Source organism: Allostreptomyces psammosilenae (assembly GCF_013407765.1).
GTDB classification, from domain to species: Bacteria; Actinomycetota; Actinomycetes; order Streptomycetales; family Streptomycetaceae; genus Allostreptomyces; species Allostreptomyces psammosilenae.
Genome location: NZ_JACBZD010000002.1, coordinates 1036801 through 1060181, shown reverse-complemented (window position 1 = coordinate 1060181; position 23381 = coordinate 1036801). Strand labels below are relative to the sequence as shown.

The following is a 23381-nucleotide window of genomic DNA, read 5'->3' as shown; positions in this document are numbered from 1 at the left end:
TCCCGTCCGTCCACCCGCCCGCCATCCGCCGTCGACCCCTCCCGTACCCCCACCGCCACTCCCCCACCACCAGTACCGCCGCGTCGACGGGCCGACACCGGCCCGGTGACGACTCGTCCAGGCCAGTGAGACAGCACGTCGGCGACGTGCCCGAGATACGAAATGGAGCGCCCCATGAGCACGCCTTCCGGCGGCGCTGGAAACGGCGACCCGCGGTTCCGGCTGTCGGTCTACCAGAACGAGTTCCTCCCCGAGGGCGGCACCGAGGTGCACGCCGTGGTGACCGTCTCGGCGGAGGGCACCGGCAACGAGGCCCGCCACGGACGGTCCCCCTCCGACACCCCGCCCGGCGCCGTGGTCATCATGATCGACTGCTCGGGTTCCATGAACTACCCGGCGACCAAGCTGCAGGCCGCCCGGCAGGCCACCGCCGCGGCGATCGACACCGTGCGCGACGGCGTCGCCTTCGCCGTGGTGGCCGGCACCCACGAGGCGCGGGAGATCTACCCCGGCTCCGGCCGGATGGCCGTGGCCGACGAGCACACCCGCGCCGCCGCCAAGCACGCGCTGCGCCGCCTGCACGCCGACGGCGGCACCGCCATCGGCACCTGGCTGAAGCTGGCCAAGCAACTGCTGACGCCGTACGGCAGCGCGGTCCGCCACGCGATCCTGCTCACCGACGGCAAGAACGAGCACGAGGATCCCGCGACGCTGCAGGCCACCCTGGAGGAGTGTCAGGGCTGGTTCACCTGCGACTGCCGCGGCATCGGCACCGACTGGGAGGTGTCCGAGCTGCGCCGCGTCGCGGGGGCGCTGCTGGGCAGCGTGGACATCGTCGCCGACCCGGCCGGTCTCCAGGCGGACTTCGAGGAGGTCATGGCGCGCACCATGGCCAAGGAGGTGCCGGACGTCTACCTGCGGGTGTGGACGCCGAAGTTCGCCCGGCTGGTGTACGTCAAGCAGGTCGCGCCCACCATCGAGGACCTGACCGACCGGCGGATCGACGTGGACCCGCGCAACGGCGACTACCCGACGGGGTCGTGGGGTGACGAGGAGCGGGACTACCACATCTGCGTGCAGGTGCCGGCGCAGGGAGTGAACGACGAACTCGCCGCGGCGCGGGTGAGCCTGGTCACAGCCGGACCGGACGGTTCGCCGCAGGTGCTCACCCGCGGCCTGGTGCGCGCGGTGTGGACGGACGACCTGGAGCTGTCCACCCGGATGAACTCCCAGGTGGTGCGTTACACCGGGGAGGCGGAGATCGCCGAGGCGATCCAGCAGGGCATCCAGGCCAAGGGGAACGGGGACTTCGAGGAGGCCACCGCGAAGCTCGGGCGGGCCGTGCAGCTGGTCCACGCGGCCGGCAACACCGAGAAGAAGCTGCTGCTGGACAAGGTCGTGGAGATCATCGACCCGGCGAACGGCACGGTGCGGCTGCGCACGGACGTCTCCCGGGAGGACGACATGACCCTTGACGTGGCGTCGACCAGGACCGTGCACCGCCGGCCGCACTCCGGGCCCGGAGCCGGCCGGGGGCCGCGGTGACGGCGAGCGACACGCCGGTGCCGACGGGTCCGTCCCCGGCGGGGTCCGACACGAGGTTGTGTGGCAGCGCGCTCTCACTCCCTCCCGGAAGGACGTTAAGGTCTGGCCCGTGGCCTGTGTGTGCTCCGCGGGCCGGAACTCCCGGAGCGGGTGACCGCTCCGGATAACGGACGAAGCGCACTGCTCGCCAGTTGAAGGGTCTAGGAGGCTGACCAATGCCGCGATGTGGCGCCGGACACCACTCGGCGACCGACGACATCTGCTCGGTCTGCGGCATACCGATCGCCGGGGACCAGGGCCGGGGCGCGGACCAGCGCTTCGGCCCCCAGGGCTACCCCGGTGGCGGTAACCCGCCGATGCCACCGCCGCCACCGCGTTCGCCTTCCGGTGATCCTGAGTCGACGGCGTACATCCAGAACTGCCCCGTCTGCCACACCCCGCAGAGCGACCGTTTCTGCGAGGAGTGCCGCTACGACTTCGCCACCGGCATGCGGCACGACCCGCAGGGCCCCGGCGGGCCGGGAGCCGGCGCGCCGCGGCCTGGTGGCCCGGGCGGGCCGGGCGCGTTCCCGCCGCCGCCGGGTGGTGACGGGCCGTGGAACGCGCCGCCGCCCGCGCCGGGGCCCCGTCAGCCGACCGGGGAGACCTCCCGTTCCTTCTTCGAGCCGGCGGGGCGCCCCGGCCTGCCCGGCGGCGGTCCGGGCGGCCCCGGTGGCCCCGGTCCGGAGCCGGGCGGTCCGCGTTTCGACGGCCCCGACGGTCCGCCGAGCGGCGGCCGGCCGGGCAACTTCGAGCGGGTCGGTGGCGGGGACTCCGCTCCGCCGCCGCCCCCGCCCGCCCCGCCGGGCGGACGCGGCATGGACTTCCCGCCCGGATGGACCCGCGAGCCCGCCCCGGCTCCCGGCCGCTCCGGTGGGCCTGGTGGGCCTGGTGGGCCGAACGGCCCGTCGGGTCCCGGTCCGCGCCCGGACGGCCCGCGCTTCGACGGCCCCGGACCGGAGGGACCCCGTTTCGACGGCCCCGGCCCCGACGGCCCCCGCTTCGGCGGGCCCGGCCCCGACGGACCCCCCGCACCCGGCGGGCCCCGATTCGACGGCCCCGGACCGGAGGGACCGCGCTTCGACGGCCCCGGCCCCGACGGCCCCCGCTTCGGCGGACCGGGCCCCGACGGCCCCCCGCCGATGTTCCGTAACGACCGCGAAGCCCCCGGCCCGAACGGACCGGGCGGCCCCGGTGCGCCCGGCGGTCCCCGTTTCGACGGGCCCGGCCCCGACGGGCCCCGCTTCGGCGGACCCGGCCCCGACGGCCCCCCCGCACCGGGCGGCCCCCGCTTCGACGGGCCGCCGCGCCCGGACGGTCCGCGCTTCGACGGCCCCGGACCGGAGGGACCGCGCTTCGACGGCCCCGGCCCCGACGGCCCCCGCTTCGGCGGACCGGGCCCCGACGGCCCCCCGCCGATGTTCCGCGACGACCGCGAAGCCCCCGGCCCGAACGGACCGGGCGGCCCCGGTGCGCCCGGCGGCCCTGGCGGCCCCCGCTTCGACGGCCCGCCGCGCCCGGACGGGCCCCGCTTCGGCGGACCCGGCCCTGACGGCCCTCCCGCCCCCGGCGGCCCGCGCTTCGACGGCCCCGGACCGGAGGGACCCCGTTTCGACGGCCCCGCCCCCGGCGGCCCGCGCTTCGACGGCCCCGGACCGGAGGGACCCCGTTTCGACGGCCCCGGCCCCGACGGCCCCCGCTTCGGCGGACCGGGCCCCGACGGACCTCCGGTGCCCGGCGGGCCCCGCTTCGACGGGCCGCCGCGCCCGGACGGACCTCGTTTCGACGGCCCCGGGCCGGACGGACCGCGCGGTGACTTCCGCCCGGACGGACCGCCGCCCGGGCCGGAGGCCGAGCGCCCGGACGGTCCGCGCTTCGGCGGTCCCGGTGGACCCGGCGGACCTGGTGGACCGGGCCCGGACGGCCCGGGTGGCGACTTCCGGGGCGACCCCTTCCGCTCGGAGGGGCCGCGGTTCGACGGTCCGCCGCGTCCGGACGGTCCGCGCTTCGACGGCCCCGGTCCGGAGGGTCCCCGTGGCGACGGGCCGCCGCCGATGTTCCGCGACGAGCGGAACCCGGCGGGCCCCGGTGGCCCCGGGGCGCCCGGCGTGCGGGAGTCGTTCCGAGGTGACGGCCCCGGCCCCGGTGGGCCGGGCCCGAACGGGCCTGGTGGCCCGCGCTTCGGCGGTCCCGGTGGCCCGGGCGGTCCCGGTGGACCCGAGCAGCCGTTCCCGCAGGGTGGTCCCGAGCCCTACGGCCCGCCCGGAGGTCCCGGAGGTCCCGGCGGCCCCGGCGGTCCGCGCTTCGACGGACCCGGAGGCCCCGGCCTCCCCGGCCCCGGTCAGCCGGGCGCCGGTCCGGGAGGCCCGGGTGGTCCCGGAGGCCCGGGTGGTCCGGGTCCGATGCCCGGCCCCGGCGGCCCGGGTGGGCCGGAGCAGGGTCCGCCGCAGCAGGCGCAGTGGACCGCGGTGATCAACGCCGACTGGGACTACTTCCAGGCGGTGCTGGCGCGCAGCGGCCCGGAGGCGCAGGGCCTGTTCTTCCCGCCCTACTGCCCGGAGCGGCGAATCCCGCTCACCGGCCGGCAGGTGCGGATCGGCAGGTACAGCGCCAGCCGGGGCGAGCGTCCGGAGATCGACCTGGCCGAGGCGCCGGCCGACCCCGGGGTCTCGCACGTGCACGCGACGCTCGTGCTCCAGGCGGACGGGAGTTGGGCGGTGGTGGACCTGGAGTCGACCAACGGCACCACGATCAACGGTGCCGTGGAGTCGCTCCCGTCACACCAGCCGTTCCCGCTGCGGCCGGGCGACCGGGTGCACGTGGGCGCCTGGACCACGATCACCCTGCACCGGGGCTGAGTCCCCGGCGCGGCCCCGGACGGGCGCGGCGCGGTGTCCCCGCGCCGCGCCCGTCGGGGCCACCCCGGCGGGGTGGCAGCATGGAGGGGTGAACGAGATTCCGGTGGGGACCCCGAGCAGCGTCACCTTCTACGAGGCCGTCGGCGGCGAGGAGACGTTCCGCCGCCTGGTGCACCGCTTCTACCAGGAGGTGGCGGCGGACCCGATCCTGCGCCCGATGTACCCCGAGGAGGACCTCGGGCCGGCCGAGGAGCGGCTCGCACTGTTCCTGATGCAGTACTGGGGCGGTCCGCGTACCTACAGTGACCGGCGGGGGCACCCGCGGCTGCGCATGCGGCACATGCCATTCCGGGTGGACCGGGCGGCGCACGACGCCTGGCTGCGCTGCATGCGGGCCGGCGTGGACGAGCTGGAGCTCCCGGAGGAGCTGGAGGCCCAGCTGTGGAAGTACCTCACCTACGCGGCGGCCACGCTGATCAACACCCAGGAGGGCTGACGCCCCGGCGGGTGCCGCGGCCCGGCGTCCTTCGTGGACGGAGTCTTCCGCCAGTCGGAAGGTAAGCTTCCGCGGACGGGCAGGGCAGGGCAGGCCGCACCGGAAGGACGGACGCGAGGTGCCGCAGGGCAGCAACGACAAGGCCAGGAGCTCGGCGGGGGGCGTTCAGTCGCTGGAGCGCGCGTTCGAGATCCTGGAGCGGATGGCCGACGCCGGCGGTGAGGTGGGCCTGAGCGAGGTCGCCGCCTCGACCGGTCTCCCGCTGCCGACGATCCACCGCATCGTGCGCACCCTGGTGGCGACCGGCTACGTCCGCCAGCAGCCCAACCGGCGGTACGCGCTCGGCCCCCGGCTGATCCGCCTGGGCGAGCAGGCCGAGCGCCTGCTCGGCCGCTGGGCACAGGCGCACCTGGCCCATCTGGTCGAGGTGACCGGCGAGACGGCCAACATGGCGATGCTGGACGGGGACGCGGTGGTGTACGTCGCGCAGGTGGCGTCCCAGCGGCATTCGATGCGGATGTTCACCGAGGTCGGGCGGCGGGTGCTGCCGCACTCGACCGGGGTGGGCAAGGCCCTGCTGGCCCAGCTCCCGGTCGAGGAGGCCGACGCGATCATCGCGCGCACCGGGATGCCCCCCGCCACCCCGTACACGATCACCGACCCGGAGTCGTTCCGGGAGGAGCTGGCGCGCATCCGCGGTCGGGGCTACGCGGTGGACGACAACGAGCAGGAGGTCGGGGTGCGCTGTCTGGCCGTGGTGGTCCCGCACTCCCCGACGCCCGCGGCCATCTCGGTCTCCGGCCCGGCGGGGCGGGTGACGGACGACGCGGTGGCCCGGATCGTGCCGGCGCTGCAGGAGACCGCCGCGGCGTTGTCGGCGAGCCTGGCGCCGGCCGCCGCGGCGGAGCCCGAGGCCGGCTGACGTCCGGCCCGCACGCCCGTCCGGCAGGCCCGTACCCGCCGCGCGGTCACCGCTGGCGGGTGAGGGTTCCCTCGGGGGTGCCGGCGGCGTCGGAGAGGGATTCGTAGCGCAGCGTGCCGTCCTCGCGCGCGCTGAGCCGGACCCGCTCCCCCACGACGCAGAAGTCCGCGGTGCCGGCGGTGAGCTCGGTGCCCTCCACGACCACCGAGCCCTCCTCGACCTCGACGAGCGTCCCCACCCCCGCGCAGACCAGGTCCAGGTCCACGCCCAGGTAGGAGGCGCGGTTGCCGGCCTCGTAGACGACATCCCCGACGGCGCCCTCCCGGATGGTCATGGTGACCTCGCCGCGCACCCCGAGGTCGGACTGCACGGTTCCGGTCCAGGTGCCGACGTACTCCTCCGGCAGCCGCTCCCCGCTGACCCGCTCGGCGGTCGGCGTCGGGGTGGGGTCGGCGTCCCCGCCCCGTTGCCCGCCGTCGCCGAGGAACCGGGCGCCGGCCAGGCCGGCCGCCAGGGCCGCCGCGGCGGCGACGGCGACCGGTGTCCAGCGTCGTCGGCGCGTGCCCGGGCGCGTCGGTGCCGGCGCCGGCGCGGTGGCCGCGCCGATGGTGGGCGGGTGGCCGCCGTCCGGCCGGCTGGAGGGCGCGGTGCCGCCTTCCGCGTTCCGGACCGGCGGCGGCGGAGGCACGGGCGGTCCGGAAGGGGCAGGAGGTGCGGAAAGTACGGGAGGTGCGGGAGGTACGAGGGGTGCGGGAGGTGCGGAGGGTGCGGGGGGTTCGTCGGCGGCCTCGAAGTCCAGGATCTCCGCCGCCCGCCGGCTGATCATCTCGGCGACGGCCGGCGGCAGCCAGCCGCCGCGGGTGAGGGTCCGCACGCCCTCCCCGCGCGGCGGCAGGGCGTCGAGCAGTTCCTCCACGGTGGGGCGGTCCGCCGGCTCCTTGGTCAGGCAGCGGCGGACCAGCGGGCGCAGCGCCTCGGAGACGTCGTCCAGCCGCGGCTGGTCGGTGATCGCCCGGACCAGCAGGACCTCCGGCGGCCCCTGGCCGAACGCGCCGACGCCGGTGGCGGCGTGCACCAGCACGGCGCCGAGGGAGAAGACGTCGCTGGGCGGCCCCACCGGCAGGTCCCGCTGGTTGTTGATCTGCTCGGGCGACATGTAGCCGGGCGAGCCCAGCGGCAGCCCGGTCCGGGTGAGCACGCTGGCGTCGGCGGCCCGGGAGATGCCGAAGTCGATGAGCCGGGGGCGGTCCACGTCCAGCAGCACGTTGGACGGCTTGAGGTCGCGGTGCACCAGGCCGGCCCCGTGCACGGCGCGCAGCGCCTCGGCGAGTCCGGCGCCGAGCAGGCGCACCGAGCGCTCGGGGAACGGCCCGGCGTGGCGGACCGCCTGGCTGAGCGAGGGCCCGGGCACGTACCGGGTGGCGAGCCAGGGCCGCTCCCCCTCGGTGTCGGCGTCGAGGACGGGGGCGGTCCACTCCCCGCCGACCCGCCGGGCGTCGGCCACCTCGCGGCGGAAGCGCGTCCGGAAGTCCTCGTCCTCCGCGAGGTCGGGGCGGACGACCTTGACGGCGACGTTCCGGCCGCCGGGGCTGCGCCCGAGGTACACGCGGCCCATGCCGCCCGAGCCGAGACGGGCCACGATCCGGTAGGGGCCGATCCGGCGCGGGTCGTCGTCGGCGAGCGGGTTCATCTGGTGGTGTCCCCCGTGGAGTGTCGTCGTGCCGGGGCCCGTGCGGGTGTCGCGCCCCACCGGCGTCGCACCGGGCGGGCCCCGGACCAGGCGGTGGCGGGCGGGCGGCAGCCACGTGCCCCTGGCCGGTGCGCGTGGGGACAGCAGGATACGGACAGGCGGCCCGTCGCACCTTGAGTTTCCGCATCGTAGAAACTAGCCTCCATTCCACGGATTTACCGATCCCTCATGGCGGACGACGCCATCGTGTTCGCCCCGGCCAACCCGGATCCGGAGGTCCACCCGGCGGTCGCCGGGGAGCACGCCGCGGTGGTCGCCACCGGCCGCAGCGACTGAACCAACCGTGCCGTGCCGGCCGCCCGCGCGGGGCCGGCACCGCGTCGAAGGAGCCTTCCACCATGTCGTCCTTCCCCTCCTCCACCGCCCCCTCGGCGCCCGTGGAGACGGCCGTCCCCGGAGTCACCCTGACCGCCGGCCAGGTGGAGCGCGCCGAGGAGGTGCTGACGCCCGAGGCGCTGGCCTTCCTCGCGGAGCTGCACCGCGCCTTCACGCCGCGCCGCGACGAGTTGCTGGCCCGCCGCCGGGAACGCCGCGCCGAGATCGCCCGCACCGGAACCCTGGACTTCCTGCCGGAGACCGCCGCGATCCGTGGCGGCGACTGGAAGGTCGCCCCGATCCCGGACGCGCTGCGGGACCGCCGGGTGGAGATCACCGGCCCGACCGACCGGAAGATGACGGTCAACGCCCTCAACTCCGGTGCCCGGGTGTGGCTGGCCGACTTCGAGGACGCCTCGGCGCCCACCTGGGCCAACGCGGTCGGCGGACAGATCAACCTGATCGACGCCTACACCCGCCGCATCGACTTCACCACCCCCGAGGGCAAGGAGTACCGGCTGAAGCCGGACGCCGAGCTGGCCGTGGTGGTGGCCCGCCCGCGCGGCTGGCACCTGGACGAGCGCCACCTGCAGGTGGACGGCGCACCGATCCCCGGGGCGCTGTTCGACTTCGGGCTGTACTTCTTCCACAACGCGCGCCGGCTGGTGGAGCGCGGCGCCGGCCCCTACTTCTACCTCCCCAAGCTGGAGAGCCACCTGGAAGCCCGGCTGTGGAACGAGGTGTTCACCTTCGCCCAGCGCCACGTCGGGCTGCCGCACGGCACGGTGCGCGCCACCGTGCTGATCGAGACCATCACGGCGGCGTTCGAGATGGAGGAGATCCTCTACGAGCTGCGCGAGCACGCCTCCGGCCTGAACGCCGGCCGCTGGGACTACCTGTTCTCCATCGTGAAGAACTTCCGGGACGCCGGGGCCCGGTTCGTGCTGCCCGACCGCAACGCGGTCACCATGACCGCGCCGTTCATGCGGGCCTACACCGAGCTGCTGGTGCGCACCTGCCACCGGCACGGCGCCCAGGCGATCGGCGGCATGGCCGCGTTCATCCCCTCCCGCCGGGATCCGGAGGTCAACGCCCGGGCGCTGGAGAAGGTGCGGGCCGACAAGGAGCGCGAGGCCCGGGACGGCTTCGACGGCTCCTGGGTGGCCCACCCGGACCTCGTCCCGGTGGCCAGGGAGTGCTTCGACGCCGTCCTCGGCGACCCGGCCGCCGGCGGCCGGTACAACCAGGTGGACCGGCTCCGGGAGGACGTCGAGGTGACCGCCGCCCAGCTGCTGGACGTCGCCTCGGCCGACGCGCCGACCACCCAGGAGGGCCTGCGGAACGCCGTCGCGGTGGGCATCCGCTACATCGAGGCGTGGCTGCGCGGCTCCGGCGCGGTGGCGATCTTCAATCTGATGGAGGACGCCGCGACCGCGGAGATCTCCCGGTCGCAGATCTGGCAGTGGATCCACAACGGGGTGGTGCTGCGGGACACCGGCGCCAAGGCCACCGAGGAGCTGGTGCGCTCGCTCGCCGCCGAGGAGCTCGACGGGCTCCGCGCCGAACTGGGCGAGGAGGCGTTCGCCGCCGGTCGCTGGGAGACCGCCCGCGACCTCTTCCTCCAGGTGGCACTGGACGAGGAGTTCACCGACTTCCTCACCCTGCCGGCCTACCGGCTGCTGGACTGACCGGCGCCCGCGGCGGGCGTGGCGCCGCACCGGCGCGGCGCCCGCCGGCGGCCACCACGAGTCAACATTTCGGTACGCTCCGTGCCGGGCGTGGCCCATCTCATAGATCGATTGTCCGAATTCGCCGCTTCTGCCTGGTTGTCCGCCGCTCTCCGGGCGACACTCGGAAAACGTGCCCCGAACGGGCGCGGCCAGCGTCCGGTGCGCCGCACGGCGGTCACCGAGGTGCCGCACCGCCGCGCCACCGGCCGACGGAGAAGGAGACGAGCGGGTGAATCGGACGACCGGCGAGCGCCAGCGGTACGACGGCGAGGGCGGCCAGCGGCCCAGACGGGCCCACCCCCGCCGCACCGCCGCCGTGCTGGCCCTGCTGACCGGAGTGCTGCTGACGCTCACCGCCTGCTCCGGAGGCGGAGCGGGCGGTGCGGGCGGTGCGGCGGCGGCCGGCGCCTCCGGGACCTCCTCGGCGCAGGAGCGCCCGGCCGACGAGCCCACCTCCTCCCCCACCCCCTCCGGGGCCGTGGTGACCTTCGCCCCGGGCGACGGCGCCACCGGCGTCCCGGTGGACCGGCCGGTGGAGGTCACCGTGGAGCGCGGCGAGCTGACGAAGGTCGTGGTGACCGACCCGGAGGGCAGCGAGGTCGACGGGACGCTGCGCCCCGACGGCAGCGGCTGGACCTCCACCACCTCGGCGGAGGACCGCCTGTGGATGGACACCGAGTACACCGTGACCGCCACCGCGACCGGTGAGGACGGCCGCTCCTCGACCAGCACCGCCAGCTTCACCACCACGGCGCCGGAGGAGACCTTCATCGGCTACTTCACGCCGGAGGACGGCACCACCGTCGGCGTCGGCATGCCGGTCTCGATCAACTTCGACCACCCGATCAGCGACGAGGACAAGGCCGGCGTGGAGCGGGGGATCACGGTCAGCACCTCCTCCGGGCAGGAGGTCGTCGGCCACTGGTTCAGCGACACCCGCCTGGACCTGCGACCGGAGGAGTACTGGGAGGCGGGGTCCACGGTCTCGCTCAGCCTCCGGCTGCGGGACGTCGAGGGCGCCCCGGGGGTCTACGGCACCCAGTCCAAGGACGTCACCTTCCGGATCGGGCGGGAGCAGATCAGCACGGTCGACGCGGCCGCGCACACCATGACGGTGGAGCGGGACGGCGAGGTGATCCGCACCATCCCGGTCTCCACCGGCGCGGACGACAACGCCACCTGGAGCGGCGCCCTGGTGGTCTCCGAGAAGCTGGAGGAGACCCGGATGAACGGCGACACCGTCGGCTTCGACGGCGAGTACGACATCGCCGACGTGCCGCACGCCATCCGGCTGACCAGCTCCGGCACCTTCCTGCACGGCAACTACTGGACGCCCGAGTCGGCGTTCGGCACCGCCAACACCAGCCACGGCTGCATCGGCCTGGCCGACGTCAAGGGCGGGGACGACGACTCCACGGACGCCGCCTGGTTCTTCGACAACACCATCACCGGCGACGTGGTCAACGTGGTCAACTCCGACGAGGAGACGGTCGCCCCGGACAACGGCTTCAACGGCTGGAACATGTCCTGGTCCGAGTGGGTCGAGGGCAGCGCCCTGCACTGACCGGCGCCCCACGCGGGTCCCGAGCCCGCCGTCCCGCCTCCCCCCACCCGGGGTGGCGGGACGGCGGGCTTTCGCACACAGGGCCGAAAAATCGCCTCCGGCCTTCATGACGGATCATCATCTACCTGATCATTACGGTCACTTCGCGCAACATTTCGGTCATGGGGCGCTGCTATGCTCACCGCGCGGTGAACCGGCCGGTGCTTCTACCGCACGCGCGTGTCGCCTCTCGCCCGCCCGGCTCCAGGAAGACAATGAGACGCCTGTTACGCAGACCCACCGCGTCGAGCAGCCCGGACAACGTCCAGCGCCGCAGCTCGCTACGCACCTCACTCCTCCTCCTCGTGCTCGTCCCGTTCCTCGCGCTGCTGGCCATCTGGCTGCCGAACGCGAGCGACGCGTACAACGACGCGATGGACCTCAACGACGCCGCGGGCATCGCCGAGGACGCCGGCCTGACCACCTACGAGCTGATGGGGCAGCTCCAGGAGGAGCGGCGGCTGTCCGGCGCCTGGCTCTCCGAGGGGACCGCCGACGCCCGCACCGCGCTGGAGGAACAGCGCGGCCGCACCGACGCCGCGGTGGACAGCTTCCGCGCCGCCTCCGAGGAGGCGCTGAACAGCAGCAACTCCAGGGTCGTGGAGGACACCCGAACCGTCCTCGACGACCTGGCCGAGATGTCCGCGCAGCGCGCCCTGATCGACGAGCGCAGCTCCGAGTCCGGGCCCGCCGCCGCGGCGTACGTCAACCGGGTCATCGACCACCAGATCCACCTGTTCCAGGAGCTCACCAACCTCGACAGCGCGCCCGAGGTCGCGGAGGGCGGCCGCTCCATGGTCGCCCTGTTCCGCGCCACCGAGCTGCTCTCCCGCGAGGACGCGGTGATCTCCAGCGGCCGGATCGACGCCCGGGTGCACCAGGAGTTCATCGAGAACGTCGGCGTCCGGCGCCACCTGCACGCCATCGAGATCGAGCCCATGCTGACCGGTGGCGAGCGGGAGGCCTTCGCGGCGATCACCGGCAGCCCCGAGTGGCAGGCCATCGAGGCCACCGAGGACGCCGTCCTCGCCCGCGGCATCTCCGGGGACCGCGCCACCCCGCTGCCGTCCGAGGCGGACGAGTGGCGCGACGCCATCGCCACCGTCGGGCCCCAGCTGGCCGACCTCAACCGCGACCGGCTCGCGAGCCTGGTCCGCACCGGTGACGACGGCGTGCAGTCCACGCTGCTGTCCACCGCCCTGCTGACCGCGCTCGGCCTGGTGGCCGTGGTGATCTCCGTGCTGCTCTCGCTGCGCATCAGCCGCTCGCTGATGAACCGGCTGGACACGCTGCGCCGCGCGACCGTCGAACTGGCCGAGGAGCGGCTGCCCGACGTGGTCTCCCGGCTGCGCCGCGGCGAGCAGGTGGACGTCGAGGCCGCCACCGCGGAGCTGCCCACGTCCACCGACGAGCTCGGCCGGGTCGCCGCCGCCTTCAACAGCGCCCAGCACACCGCCGTGGAGACCGCCGTGCAGCTCGCCCGGCTCCGCGACGGCACCACGGGCGTGTTCGTGAACATCGCGCACCGCATGCAGGCCCTGCTGCACCGCCAGCTGAGCATGCTGGACGAGGCGCAGCGCCGCCACGAGGACCCTGCCTACCTGGCCGAGCTGTACGCGGTGGACCACCTGACCACGCGCATGCGCCGCAACACCGAGAGCCTCGCGGTGCTCGGCGGCGTGCTGCCGCGGCGGCGCTGGCGCCGCCCGGTGCCGGTGGTCGACGTGCTCCGCAGCGCGGTGGCGGAGACCGAGCACTACGCGCGGGTGAACGTCGGTGACGCCAGCACCGCGCGGCTGGCCGGCCCCGCGGTGGGTGACACCATCCACCTGATCGCCGAGCTGGTGGAGAACGCCACGGTGTTCTCGCCCGCCGACACCCGGGTCACGGTGAACGCCGAGACGATCCCGCACGGCGTGGTCATCGAGATCGAGGACCGCGGCCTGGGCATGCCCCGGGAGGCGTACGACGCGGCCAACGCGCTGCTCGCCAGCCCGCCGGAGTTCGACCTGCTCGCCCTGGACGACGACCCGCGCATCGGCCTGTTCGTCGTCTCCCGGCTGGCGGCCCGGCACGGCATCAACGTCACGCTGCGCCGCTCGGCGTACGGCGGCACCCGGGCCATCGTGCTGCTGCCGCCGTCGCTGCTGGAGAGCAACGCGCAGGCGCCGGCGGGAGCGGGGGCCGGCCGGCCCGCGGCCCCGGCGGAGCCGCAGCCGCAGCACTCCCACGCCGAACCGGTGCTGACCGGGGTGGGCGCGGGAGCCCCGGGCGGTGGCGCCGTCGCCACCGGGCCCGAGTCCGCCCCCGTCCCCGGTCCCCGGCTGGCCAGGCGCCGCCGGGAGCGGGGGACGATGGCCGCCGTCCACGTGCTGCCCGGTGCCGACGGCGAGGCGGACGGCAGCGCCCGCCACGACCGCGGGAACGGAGACCACCAGGAGGGTTCGCGCAGGAGCATGGACCACAGGGACACGGGGTCCGTGGGGCCCCGGCACCGGGCCGAACGGCGCGAGGCGGAGCGCGACCGCGCCGACGCCCCGCCCGCCGTCCCTCCGGCCGCGCCACCGGGCATCGACCCCGAGGAACTGCCGCGCCGGGTGCGCCAGCGCAGCCTGGCCGCCGGTCTGCGCGAGGATCCGCCCGTCGGCTCCTCCGCCGGCGGCAAGGACGCCGGCGCGGGCGGGCGTGCCGAAGGGGGACAGGGCGACGAGCCCACCGTCGACCGCTCGCCGGACCGCGCCCGCAGCTCCATGGCCGCCTTCCAGCAGCAGTCCCGGCGGGCTCGCGACGCCCGCCTCCCCGAGCCGCCCACGAGGGATGAGTGATGACCGAGAACACCGCCACCAGCCCTGGCGCCGCGACAGCGGACCTGTCCTGGTTGCTGGACGACCTGCTGGGCCGGATCCCGGACACCCGGCACGCCGTCGTGCTCTCCGAGGACGGCCTTCCGGTGGCCGCCTCGAACGGGCTGAGCCGGGACGACGCCGAGCACCTGTGCGCGATCGCCTCCGGGCTGCAGTCCCTCGCCCAGGGGGCTGGACGGCGCTTCGACGGGGGCGCCGTCCGGCAGACCGTCGTCGAACTCGACCGGCTGTACCTCTTCGTCACCACGGCGGGCGACGGGGCCCGCCTGGCCGTGCTCGCGAACGAGCAGGTGGACATGGGGCTCGTGGCCTACGAGATGAACCTGCTGATCCGGCAGGTCGGCGTGTACCTCAGCGCCGCTCCCCGCACGCCGGGGCACAGATGAGCACGCCCGGCGAGGACCGGGCCGTCCCGCCGTCCGACGGCGGCGGGACGGGTTCGGGGGGGAACGGGTACGACGGGGGCTTCGGCGCTGACGCCGGGTACGGCGACACCGGCTACGGCGCCGCCGGCTACGGGGCGCGGGGGCCGGAACGCATCGGCTTAGGGCCGCAGGGCTACCCCACCGGGGGCTTCGACGCCCCCGGCGCGCCGGCCGTGCCCGGGGGCGTCCCGGGTGGCGGCTACGCCGGGGCCGGCCCGCTGCCCTACGGCGGCGCGCAGCCGGCCGACGCCACCGCGGAGGACGACGACGCCTGGTTCGACGACGAGGCCGGACCGCTGATCCGCACGTACGCCATCACCGGTGGCCGCACCGCGCCCACCCGCGACAACTCCTTCACCCTGATCACTCTGATCGCCACCGTGGAGGGCGGCAGCTCCGCCGGACTCCCGCCGGAGCAGGCCTCCATCGTGGAGATGTGCCGCTGGCCCCGCGCGGTGGCGGAGGTGGCCGCCACCGTGAACCTCCCGGTGAGCGCCACCAAGATCCTGCTCAGCGACCTGCTGGACGCCGGCCTGATCACGGCCCGGGCACCGGTCAGCGTCGCTCGCAGACCCGATGTGTCCCTACTCCAGGCGGTGATCAATGGACTCCAGAGGCTCTGACGGCGGCGTCCGGAGGGCGGGAGGGGTCGCCCCGGCCGCTCACACGGCCGTCAAGATCCTGATCGCCGGTGGCTTCGGTGCCGGCAAGACGACCCTGATCGGCTCGGTCAGTGAGGTGGAGCCGCTGGTCACCGAGGAGACGCTGACCGCGGCCGGCGTCGGGGTGGACGACCTGACCGGCATCGAGACCAAGGAGACCACCACGGTCGCCATGGACTTCGGCCGGATCACCATCCGCGAGGACGTGGTGCTCTACCTCTTCGGCACGCCGGGGCAGCACCGGTTCTGGTTCATGTGGGACGAGCTGGCGCTCGGCGCCCTGGGCGCGGTGGTGCTGGTGGACACCGGACGCCTGGACGCCGGCTTCGCCAGCATCGACTTCTTCGAACGGCGCGGAATCCCGTTCCTGGTCGCGGTCAACTGCTTCCAGAACCGTCGCCAGCGCGGCGCCGAGGAACTGCGCGCCGCGCTCGACCTGGACCCGGACGTCCCGCTGCTGCTGTGCGACGCCCGGGACCGCGCCTCCAGCCGGGACGTGCTGGTGGCGCTGGTGCGCAAGGTGATGGCCGAGGCCGGGGGTGCCGGTCAGCCGATCACCCCCGCCCCCGCCGGCGCCCGCTTCTGAGGCACCGCGCGGACACCCGCGCGCGAACGGCCCCCGCCCACCCGGGCGGGGGCCGTTCGCCGTTCGGCCGTTCCCCGGGGCGGGGCGGCGTCAGCCAGTCAGTCAGCCAGTCAGTCCGTCAGTCCGTCGGCAGCAGCTGCGCCGCGCCCTCGCGCAGCACGGTGCCCTCGATCAGGCCGTAGGGCCGGTCGGCGGCGTGGAAGACCTCGCCCGGGTTCTCCAGGCCGAAGGGCTCCAGGTCCACCAGGAAGTGGTGCTTGTTCGGCAGCGACAGCCGGATCTCGTCGACCCCCGGCAGGTTTCTGATCACGGACCGCCCCATCGCGTACAGCGTCTGCTGGAGGGAGAGGCTGTGGGTGGTGGCGAACGCCTCCAGCAGGTGGCGCTGGGCGGCGGCGTAGGAGGCGGCGAAGTCGGGCCGGTCGTCGCCACCGGTCCAGGCGTGCCGCCAGCGGGCGTCCACGCGGGTGGCCAGGATGCGGTCGGTGGCCGGCCGCAGCGTGGTGTAGCGGTCCTCGACGAAGCCGTGGAACTCCGAACCGGTGGAGTTGAGGACGGTCAGCTCCTTCAGGCCGGAGACCGCCTGGTGGGCGGTGCCGTCGAAGAGGATCTCGCAGGTGCGGACCTCGGTGCCGGAACGCACGAACGAGTGCGCGGGGGCGTCCGCCGCGGCTCCGGTGACCTCGATGCGGTCCCAGAGGTACTCCTCCACCCGGACCCGCGCGCGGTGGATGGTCGGCTGGCTGGTGACGAAGTGCCCGGCCAGCTCGATGGCGAAGTCCTCCGGCTCGCCGACGCCCCTGTCCCGGGCGAAGGCGTAGACGGTGTTCTTCGCGGTGTCGGTCGGCAGCACCTGGGCGTTGGAGCCGGTCAGGTGGGTGGCCTCCAGCTCGCCGGAGAGGGCTATGGACACGTTGAGGTCCCTGATGGAGTGGCGCGGGGTGTCCCGCACCACCCGCACCAGGCGGACCTCGGCCTTGCCGTACTGGTTCTGTCCGAGAACGGTGGTCAACGTCGGGTCAGCTCCCTCGGTACACGGAATAGCCGTACGGGTTGAGCAGCAGCGGGACGTGGTAGTGCTGTCCCGGTTCGACCGCGAAGGCGACGCTGACCTCGGGGAAGAACGTGCGGTCGGCGGTGCGGTGGTGGTGGCTGGCGGTGGCGAACCGCAGCCGGACCGCCGTGGTGCCGGGCGGGGGCACCGGGAGGTCCCGGCAGCGCCCGTCGGCGTCGGTGGCGGAGGCGCCCAGGACGGTCCAGGCCACCTCGCCGGCGCAGGCGTCGTCCCGTGCGGCGGCCAGCTCGACCGGTACGCCCTCGGCGGGCCGCCCGAGGGCGGTGTCCAGCACGTGGGTGGACACCGTCGGCGGCTCGGTCGGCGTCTCGTCCGGCCGCCCGGCCGCCGGTTGCCGGACCACCGCCGCCGGCTCGGTGAGCAGCCGTTCCAGGCGGAGCCGGTTGATCTTGGCGAGTTCCTCCAGCGCGACGCGGCGTTCGGTGGCCGCGTCGTTCCCGAGCCGTTCGCGCAGCCGGTCCAGCATGGTGGCGGCGGGCAGACCGGAGGCGCAGATCAGGAAGATGTGGCCGAACCGCTCCTCGTAGGCGCGCCCCGCCTCCCGCAGCGCCTCCAGCACGCCGGGATCGGCCCCCCGGACGCCGGACTGCTCACGGGCCGACCGGGCGTCACCCTCGCGCGGCGCGCCGATCCTGGCGTGCGCGGCCATGGCCTCCGCCAGACCATGGTCGTCCAGTGCGGCGGTGGCGGCGTCGGACGCCGCCAGCAGCGCCGCGGCGGTGCCGAAGGGGCGGGCGGCCAGGAGGGCGTCCGCCCAGGAGCGGGCGGCGCAGACCTCGGCGAGCAGCGCGCGCAGTTCGGGCTCGGCCAGCCGGTCGAGGCGCGCGACCTGGGCCGGTGCGGTGGGCGGGGAGGGGTCGGTCACCTGGACCTCCTGCGGGAAGGGCGCCGCTCGGCGCGGCGGGGGCGCTCCACGGGCGTCGTCGGACGCGGAGGCGGCGGAAGCGGTGCGCGACGTCTCGCCCGCGGTCGCGCGGGCCGAACGGCGTCATCGAGACGGTAGAACCGCCCACCCGCGAAGGTCAACAATTTGTTGAAGTTCGGCGGGTCGCCCCTCCCACGCACCGTCAGGCCGCCCGGCCTCGGCCTACCGGCCCCCGGACCCCAGGCCCGGCCCTCGCCTCAGGCCCGGTTCAGGTAGTTGTAGACGGTGAAGCGGCTGACGCCCAGCGCCGCCGCGACGGTCTCCACCCCGTGCCGCATCTCGAAGGCCCCGCGCCGCTCCAGGAGCTGCACGACCTCCTGCTTGCGCCGCCGGTCGAGTTCGGCCAGCGGCGTCCCGTACTCCCGGGCCAGTTCGGCCAGCAGCCGGTCCAGGGCGCCGGCCAGGTGGGGCAGCCGCACGGCGAGCACCGGTTCGCCCTCCCAGCTCAGCACCACGTCGCCGTCGGCGGCCTCCGCCGGATCCAGGGCACGGCCCCCGACGGCGTCCAGCAGCGGGCGCACCGCCCGGGTCAGCGGGTGCTCCCGCGCGCCGTCGGCGCCGGTCACCGGCCGCCCCGCCCGTCCGCGGCGCCGCCACCGCCCGGGGCGGGCGCCTCCGGAGCCGCGTCCACCGTGCTCAGCTGCAGCGACACCCGGCTCGCCCCCGCCTCCAGGGCACGCCGGCACACCTGGTCGAGCACGGCCAGGACCTGCTCCGCGGCGCCCTCCACGGTGTTGCCGAACGGGCCCACGTCCACCGTGTCCAGCGGGGCCGCCGCCAGGACCTCGCGGGTGGCCCGCGCGTGCGGCGGCAGCCCCTCCAGGTCGAAGGGCTCCGTGGTGAACTCCAGCCTCAGGCGCACGCCGGCAGTCTAGGGCGTGCCCGCCGGGGCGCCGTTGACGTCCGCCGCCGCGCTCCATAGGCTCCATGATGCGGAAAGCGACTTCCGGTCGGCCGGTCCGCTCCAACCGGCCCCCGGCGCGGTGGCGGACGCCCCGCGCGCGGGCCCCGGGCCGCCCCGCCCGTTCCGCCGCCGCTCACCGTCGAGCGCCGGGCCGCACCCCCGCCCGTCCCCAGGCCGGACCGGCGCCCGTCCGTCGGCGCGCCACCGGTGCCGTGGCGCCCCGTCACCGGCGCCGCACCACCGCCACGGCGCCGCCGCCTGTTTCACTCGTCCCGTCAGCAGTCCCGCAGGCCCCACCCGCCAGCGGTCCGGTCAGCCGCCCCAGCCGTCCGTCAGCAGCCACCTCGGGAGTCGCGCAGATGTCCTCGTCGTCATTCGTCCTCCGCTCCCGTCGCACCGTCACCCCGGACGGCACCCGGCCGGCGGACGTCGTCGTCACCGGCGAGACCATCACCGCCGTCCTGCCGCACGGCTCCGCCGAACCCGGCCGGCCCGTGCGCGACCTCGGCGACCTCGCCCTGCTGCCCGGCCTGGTCGACACCCACGTCCACGTCAACGAACCGGGCCGCACCGAGTGGGAGGGCTTCGCCTCCGCCACCCGGGCCGCCGCGGCCGGCGGCGTCACCACCATCGTGGACATGCCGCTGAACTCCATCCCGCCCACCACCACGGCGGCCGGACTGTCCGCCAAGCGGCGGGCCGCCGAGGGCAACGTGCACGTGGACGTCGGCTTCTGGGGCGGCGCCGTCCCCGGCAACACCGCGGACCTCGCCGCCCTGCACGCGGAGGGCGTCTTCGGCTTCAAGTCCTTCCTCGCCCCCTCCGGCGTCGACGAGTTCCCGCACCTCGACGGGCCGGCGCTGCGCGAGGCGCTCACCGAGATCGCCCGCCTCGGCGCGCTGTCGATCGTCCACGCCGAGTCGCCCGACGTCCTCGACGCGGCGCCGGCCGTGCCCGGCCGCCGCTACCGGGACTTCCTCGCCTCCCGCCCCGAGGACGCCGAGTCCGCCGCCGTCGCCCTGCTGCTGGACACCGCCCGCGCCACCGGCGCCCGGGTGCACGTGCTGCACGTCTCCTCCGCCCGGGTGCTGCCGCTGCTCGCCGCGGCGCGCGCCGACGGGCTCCACGCCACCGCCGAGACCTGCCCGCACTACCTGTGCCTGAGCGCCGAGGACGTCGCGGACGGCGCCACCGCCTTCAAGTGCTGCCCGCCCATCCGCGAGGACGCCAACCGCGACCTGCTGTGGAAGGGGCTCGCCGACGGCGCCTTCGCCGCCGTGGTCTCCGACCACTCCCCCTCCACGGTGGAGCTCAAGCGACTGCACACCGGTGACTTCGCCGAGGCCTGGGGCGGCATCGCCTCGCTCCAGCTCGGCCTGCCGGCCGTGTGGACGGAGGGCCGCCGCCGCGGCGCCACCCTCGACGACCTGGCGCGCTGGATGTCCGCCGGGCCCGCCGCGCTCGTCGGCCTCGACCGCAAGGGCGCCATCGCCCCCGGCAGGGACGCCGACCTGGTCGCCCTCGACCCGGAGGACACCTTCACCGTCGACCCGGCCCTGCTGCACCACCGCAACCCGCTCACCCCCTACGCCGGCCGGACCCTGACCGGCCGGGTGGTCACCACCTGGCTGCGCGGCGCCCCGGTCGACGTCGCCGGCCGGCCGCGCGGCCGCCTGCTGCGCCGCGGGGACTGAACGCGTCAACGCCCCCTCCGGTTCGCCGCCCGCCCCCGCCCGCACCCGGCGCCCCCTCACCCCCTCGCCCTTCGCGCCCCCCAGGAGCACGGTTTGACCGCAGCGCCCGACCCCCGAGCCCGGGACGCCCGCCCCTACGCGGGCGGCGACCCCTACGCCGACTACCGCGACGCCACCGACCTGCCCTTCACCTCCCTGCCGGACCTGGCGGACCGCCGCCTGGGCGCCGGCGTGATCGCCGCCAACGACGAGTTCTTCGCCGAACGCGAGAACCTGCTCATCCCCACGCCCGCCGTCTTCGACCCGGAGGCCTTCGGCCACAAGGGCAAGATCATGGACGGCTGGGAGACCCGCCGCCGCCGCGGCACCGGCCCACGGACGCCGCACCCCGCCGCCGACGACCACGACTGGGCCCTGATCCGGCTCGGCGCGCCGGGGGTGGTGCACGGCGTCGTCGTGGACACGGCGCACTTCCGCGGCAACTACCCGGCCAGCGCCAGCATCGAGGCGGCTGCCGTCGACGGCCACCCCGGCCCCGAACGGCTGCTCTCCGACGACGTCGCCTGGACCGAACTGGTGTCCCGCTCGCCGCTGTTCGGGCACGCCGCCAACGGCTTCGCCGTCGAGGACCCGCGGCGCTGGACCCACCTGCGGCTGCGCGTCTTCCCCGACGGCGGCGTGGCCCGACTGCGCGTGCACGGCGAGGTCGTGCCCGACCCCGGCTGGCTGGACGCCCTGGGCACCGTGGACCTGGCCGCGCTGGAGAACGGCGGCGCCGTCGAGGACGCCTCGGACCGCTTCTACTCCCCGCCCACCAACCTGATCCGGCCCGACCGGCCGCGCGCCATGCACGACGCCTGGGAGACCCGCCGCCGCCGCGACCTCGGCCACGACTGGGTGCTGCTCCGGCTCGCCGCCCACGGCGAGATCGACGCCGTCGAGATCGACACCAGCTACCTCAAGGGCAACGCCGCCGGCTGGGTGGCCCTGCTCGGCTGCGACACCGGCGCCACCGACCCGGCCGACCCCGCCGCCTGGTTCGAGCTGCTGCCCCGCACCCCGCTCCAGCCGGACACCCGGCACCGGCTGCGGCTGGAGAAGGCCCGCCCGGCCACCCACGTGCGCGTCGAGGTGTTCCCGGACGGCGGGCTGTCCCGGCTGCGGCTGTTCGGCCGGCTCACGGCGACCGGCCGGCAGGCCCTGGCGGACCGCTGGCAGGCCACCCACGCCGCACCACGCCCGGCGGACCCCACCACCGCCACACCCGGCGCCACCGCCACACCCGCTGCCGCCGCCACGCCCCGCGCCGCCGCCACGCCCCGCGCCGCCGCCACGCCCCGCGCCGCCGACGCCTAGATGATTGAGTCCGATGTTTGGGCTGGCCGCGACCATGACGAAGGGCGTCCGTTGGTTCGTGTGTGACGACAAACCTAGACGCCCTTCTGGCAGCACTGTACGTGTTCATCGACGACCACGTGGCCCCAACAGCCCCGCGTCGCCGGATCGGGCGACCCCCGAAACTCTCGGACGCGGAACTGCTGTGCCTGGCCGTCGCACAGGCCCTGCTCGGCTTCCCCTCGACCCGCCACTGGCTCCGCTTCGCCCACGCCCGCCTGCGGCACCTGTTCCGCTACCTGCCCCAGCAGTCCGGCTACACCAAGCGCCTCAACACGGCCGGACCTTTGATCTCCCAGGTGATCGAGGCACTGGCCCGCACCGTGCCCACATGGGAGGACAACCTACGGCTGATCGACTCCACACCCCTCCCATGCGCCGCCTCACGCGAGACCGTCAGACGCTCCCAACTGGCCGGATGGGCCGGCTACGGCTACTGCCGCTCCCACTCCCGCTACTTCTGGGGCCTACGCCTCTACCTCGTCACCACCGCCGAAGGCATGCCCGTCACCTGGTGCCTGGCCACCCCCGGGATCGGTGAGCGGGAAGTGATGACCGCACTGCTCGAACGCGACCACCACCTCGTGCGAGCCGGCCAGGTCATCCTCGCGGACAAGGGCTTCGCCGGGCGGGAGTTCGAGGCGTTCCTCACCGACCGGCTCGGCATCCACCTCGTTCGCCCGGACCGCAAGGACGAACCAGCCCGCCACGGCAGGCTCGCCCGCTCCCGCCAGTGGATCGAGGCCGTCTTCGACACCCTCAAAGGCCAGCTCAGCCTCGAGCAACACGGCGGGCGAACACCCCAAGGGGTGTTCGCCCGCACCGCCCAACGACTCCTCGCCCTCGCCGCCGCGATCTGGCACAACTGGAACACCAACGCCCCAGTCAAACGCTCACTGATCGCCTACGACCACTGAGAACATCGGACTCAATCATCTAGCCTGGTCGCCATGCACCAGCCCCAGCCCTCCGCGGCGGACCCGCCTACCCCACCGGTGGCCGGAGTGCTCCTCGCCGCCGGCGCCGGACGGCGGTTCGGCCGGCCGAAGGCGCTCGTCGAGTACCAGGGCGAGCTCCTCGTCGAGCGCGCAGCCGCCGTCCTGCGCGACGGCGGCTGCGCCCCGGTGCACGTGGTGGTCGGGGCGGAGGCCGAGCGGATCCGGACCCAGGCCCGGCTGCCCGGCTGCCGGCTCGTGGTGAACCCCGACTGGCCGACCGGCATGGCGTCCTCGCTCCGGGCCGGGCTCGCCTCGCTCCCCGACGGCCCCGCCGCCGCGCTGGTGACCCTGGTGGACACCCCCGGCGTCACCGCGGCCGCCGTGGCCCGGCTGCTCGCCGCCCACGCCGACGGCGCCGACCTGGCGGCGGCCGGCTACGCCGGGCGGCGCGGTCACCCCGTGCTGCTGGGGCGCCGCTGGTGGGCCGAGGCCGCCACCCTGGCCACCGGAGACCGCGGCGCGCGCGACCTGCTGCGCGCCCACGAGGACGAACTGCGCCTCGTCGAGTGCGGGCGGATCGCGGAGCCCACGGACATCGACACGGTCGAGGACCTCCGCGCCCTCCAGGGCCGGGCGGCCCGGCCCTGAAGGAGGG

19 protein-coding genes are annotated in these 23381 nt (G+C 75.4%); 14 read left to right on the top strand and 5 right to left on the bottom strand.

Annotated elements, in window-relative coordinates; all coding sequences use genetic code 11:
- Window positions 1-174: 174 nt before the first annotated feature.
- The 4 genes from FHU37_RS26730 to FHU37_RS26715 all read left to right on the top strand — a co-directional run bounded on the left by FHU37_RS26730 (window position 175) and on the right by FHU37_RS26715 (window position 5860).
- Entirely contained in the window at window positions 175-1545 is a 1371-nt protein-coding gene (locus FHU37_RS26730) for a VWA domain-containing protein (RefSeq protein ID WP_179817192.1), read from the top strand.
- Window positions 1546-3986: 2441 nt separating this feature from the next.
- A complete protein-coding gene (locus tag FHU37_RS28750) occupies window positions 3987-4442 on the top strand; it encodes an FHA domain-containing protein (protein ID WP_246451498.1) in 456 nt (151 codons plus the stop codon).
- A gap of 88 nt (window positions 4443-4530) precedes the next feature.
- On the top strand, window positions 4531-4938 hold the full coding sequence (locus tag FHU37_RS26720; protein ID WP_179817190.1) for a globin: 408 nt from the start codon (window positions 4531-4533) through the stop codon (window positions 4936-4938).
- Window positions 4939-5056: 118 nt separating this feature from the next.
- On the top strand, window positions 5057-5860 hold the full coding sequence (locus FHU37_RS26715; protein ID WP_312892879.1) for an IclR family transcriptional regulator: 804 nt from the start codon (window positions 5057-5059) through the stop codon (window positions 5858-5860).
- A gap of 46 nt (window positions 5861-5906) precedes the next feature.
- Here FHU37_RS26715 and FHU37_RS29180 read toward each other — a convergent pair whose 3' ends face one another.
- Complete coding sequence (locus FHU37_RS29180; RefSeq protein ID WP_179817189.1) at window positions 5907-7550, bottom strand: serine/threonine-protein kinase; 1644 nt, start codon at window positions 7548-7550, stop codon at window positions 5907-5909.
- Between the two features lie 398 nt (window positions 7551-7948).
- Between FHU37_RS29180 and aceB the strand changes: the two genes are divergently transcribed.
- The 6 genes from aceB to FHU37_RS26680 all read left to right on the top strand — a co-directional run bounded on the left by aceB (window position 7949) and on the right by FHU37_RS26680 (window position 15795).
- Window positions 7949-9613 carry a malate synthase A gene (gene aceB / locus FHU37_RS26705; protein WP_179817188.1) on the top strand — a complete coding sequence of 555 codons (1665 nt, stop codon included), beginning with the start codon at window positions 7949-7951 and terminating at the stop codon, window positions 9611-9613.
- A gap of 358 nt (window positions 9614-9971) precedes the next feature.
- Window positions 9972-11219 (top strand): L,D-transpeptidase, encoded by a 1248-nt coding sequence (locus FHU37_RS26700; protein ID WP_312892902.1) that lies wholly within the window; start codon window positions 9972-9974, stop codon window positions 11217-11219.
- A gap of 254 nt (window positions 11220-11473) precedes the next feature.
- Entirely contained in the window at window positions 11474-14083 is a 2610-nt protein-coding gene (locus FHU37_RS26695; protein WP_179817186.1) for a sensor histidine kinase, read from the top strand.
- Window positions 14083-14508 (top strand): roadblock/LC7 domain-containing protein, encoded by a 426-nt coding sequence (locus FHU37_RS26690; protein WP_179817185.1) that lies wholly within the window; start codon window positions 14083-14085, stop codon window positions 14506-14508. Before FHU37_RS26695 ends, FHU37_RS26690 begins: the two co-directional genes overlap by 1 nt.
- Complete coding sequence (locus FHU37_RS28740) at window positions 14505-15170, top strand: DUF742 domain-containing protein (RefSeq protein ID WP_246451310.1); 666 nt, start codon at window positions 14505-14507, stop codon at window positions 15168-15170. The genes FHU37_RS26690 and FHU37_RS28740 overlap by 4 nt, the downstream gene beginning before the upstream one ends.
- Window positions 15151-15795 (top strand): GTP-binding protein, encoded by a 645-nt coding sequence (locus tag FHU37_RS26680; RefSeq protein ID WP_179817184.1) that lies wholly within the window; start codon window positions 15151-15153, stop codon window positions 15793-15795. Before FHU37_RS28740 ends, FHU37_RS26680 begins: the two co-directional genes overlap by 20 nt.
- Window positions 15796-15913: 118 nt before the next feature.
- Here the strand turns inward: FHU37_RS26680 and pucL are convergent, their stop codons facing one another.
- From pucL to FHU37_RS26660, 4 genes are all read right to left on the bottom strand, one after another.
- Window positions 15914-16807, bottom strand: coding sequence for a factor-independent urate hydroxylase (gene pucL / locus FHU37_RS26675; RefSeq protein WP_179817183.1), 894 nt, complete (start codon window positions 16805-16807; stop codon window positions 15914-15916).
- Window positions 16808-16814: 7 nt separating this feature from the next.
- Window positions 16815-17735 (bottom strand): 2-oxo-4-hydroxy-4-carboxy-5-ureidoimidazoline decarboxylase, encoded by a 921-nt coding sequence (gene uraD, locus FHU37_RS26670; protein WP_179817182.1) that lies wholly within the window; start codon window positions 17733-17735, stop codon window positions 16815-16817.
- A 257-nt stretch (window positions 17736-17992) separates the two neighbouring features.
- Entirely contained in the window at window positions 17993-18361 is a 369-nt protein-coding gene (locus tag FHU37_RS26665; protein ID WP_179817181.1) for a helix-turn-helix domain-containing protein, read from the bottom strand.
- Window positions 18358-18657, bottom strand: a complete 300-nt coding sequence (locus FHU37_RS26660) for a thiamine-binding protein (protein WP_179817180.1) — start codon at window positions 18655-18657, stop codon at window positions 18358-18360. Before FHU37_RS26660 ends, FHU37_RS26665 begins: the two co-directional genes overlap by 4 nt.
- Before the next feature lie 401 nt (window positions 18658-19058).
- Between FHU37_RS26660 and allB the strand changes: the two genes are divergently transcribed.
- From allB to FHU37_RS26640, 4 genes are all read left to right on the top strand, one after another.
- On the top strand, window positions 19059-20393 hold the full coding sequence (allB, locus tag FHU37_RS26655; protein WP_179817179.1) for an allantoinase AllB: 1335 nt from the start codon (window positions 19059-19061) through the stop codon (window positions 20391-20393).
- A gap of 93 nt (window positions 20394-20486) precedes the next feature.
- On the top strand, window positions 20487-21749 hold the full coding sequence (gene alc, locus FHU37_RS26650; RefSeq protein WP_246451309.1) for an allantoicase: 1263 nt from the start codon (window positions 20487-20489) through the stop codon (window positions 21747-21749).
- A gap of 62 nt (window positions 21750-21811) precedes the next feature.
- Window positions 21812-22705 (top strand): IS982 family transposase, encoded by an 894-nt coding sequence (locus FHU37_RS26645; RefSeq protein ID WP_179816614.1) that lies wholly within the window; start codon window positions 21812-21814, stop codon window positions 22703-22705.
- 33 nt (window positions 22706-22738) lie between these two features.
- Window positions 22739-23374, top strand: coding sequence for a nucleotidyltransferase family protein (locus FHU37_RS26640; RefSeq protein ID WP_179817178.1), 636 nt, complete (start codon window positions 22739-22741; stop codon window positions 23372-23374).
- The last annotated feature ends 7 nt before the right edge of the window (window positions 23375-23381 follow it).

Bases quoted from the DNA above. Each gene is read 5' to 3' on its own strand.
- FHU37_RS28750 (WP_246451498.1), top strand. From the start codon at position 3,987: ATGCCCGGCCCCGGCGGCCCGGGTGGGCCGGAGCAGGGTCCGCCGCAG.
- FHU37_RS29180 (WP_179817189.1), bottom strand. From the start codon at position 7,550: ATGAACCCGCTCGCCGACGACGACCCGCGCCGGATCGGCCCCTACCGG.
- FHU37_RS26680 (WP_179817184.1), top strand. From the start codon at position 15,151: ATGGACTCCAGAGGCTCTGACGGCGGCGTCCGGAGGGCGGGAGGGGTC.
- FHU37_RS26640 (WP_179817178.1), top strand. From the start codon at position 22,739: ATGCACCAGCCCCAGCCCTCCGCGGCGGACCCGCCTACCCCACCGGTG.
- allB (WP_179817179.1), top strand. From the start codon at position 19,059: ATGTCCTCGTCGTCATTCGTCCTCCGCTCCCGTCGCACCGTCACCCCG.
- FHU37_RS26690 (WP_179817185.1), top strand. From the start codon at position 14,083: ATGACCGAGAACACCGCCACCAGCCCTGGCGCCGCGACAGCGGACCTG.
- aceB (WP_179817188.1), top strand. From the start codon at position 7,949: ATGTCGTCCTTCCCCTCCTCCACCGCCCCCTCGGCGCCCGTGGAGACG.
- FHU37_RS26730 (WP_179817192.1), top strand. From the start codon at position 175: ATGAGCACGCCTTCCGGCGGCGCTGGAAACGGCGACCCGCGGTTCCGG.
- FHU37_RS26695 (WP_179817186.1), top strand. From the start codon at position 11,474: ATGAGACGCCTGTTACGCAGACCCACCGCGTCGAGCAGCCCGGACAAC.
- FHU37_RS28740 (WP_246451310.1), top strand. From the start codon at position 14,505: ATGAGCACGCCCGGCGAGGACCGGGCCGTCCCGCCGTCCGACGGCGGC.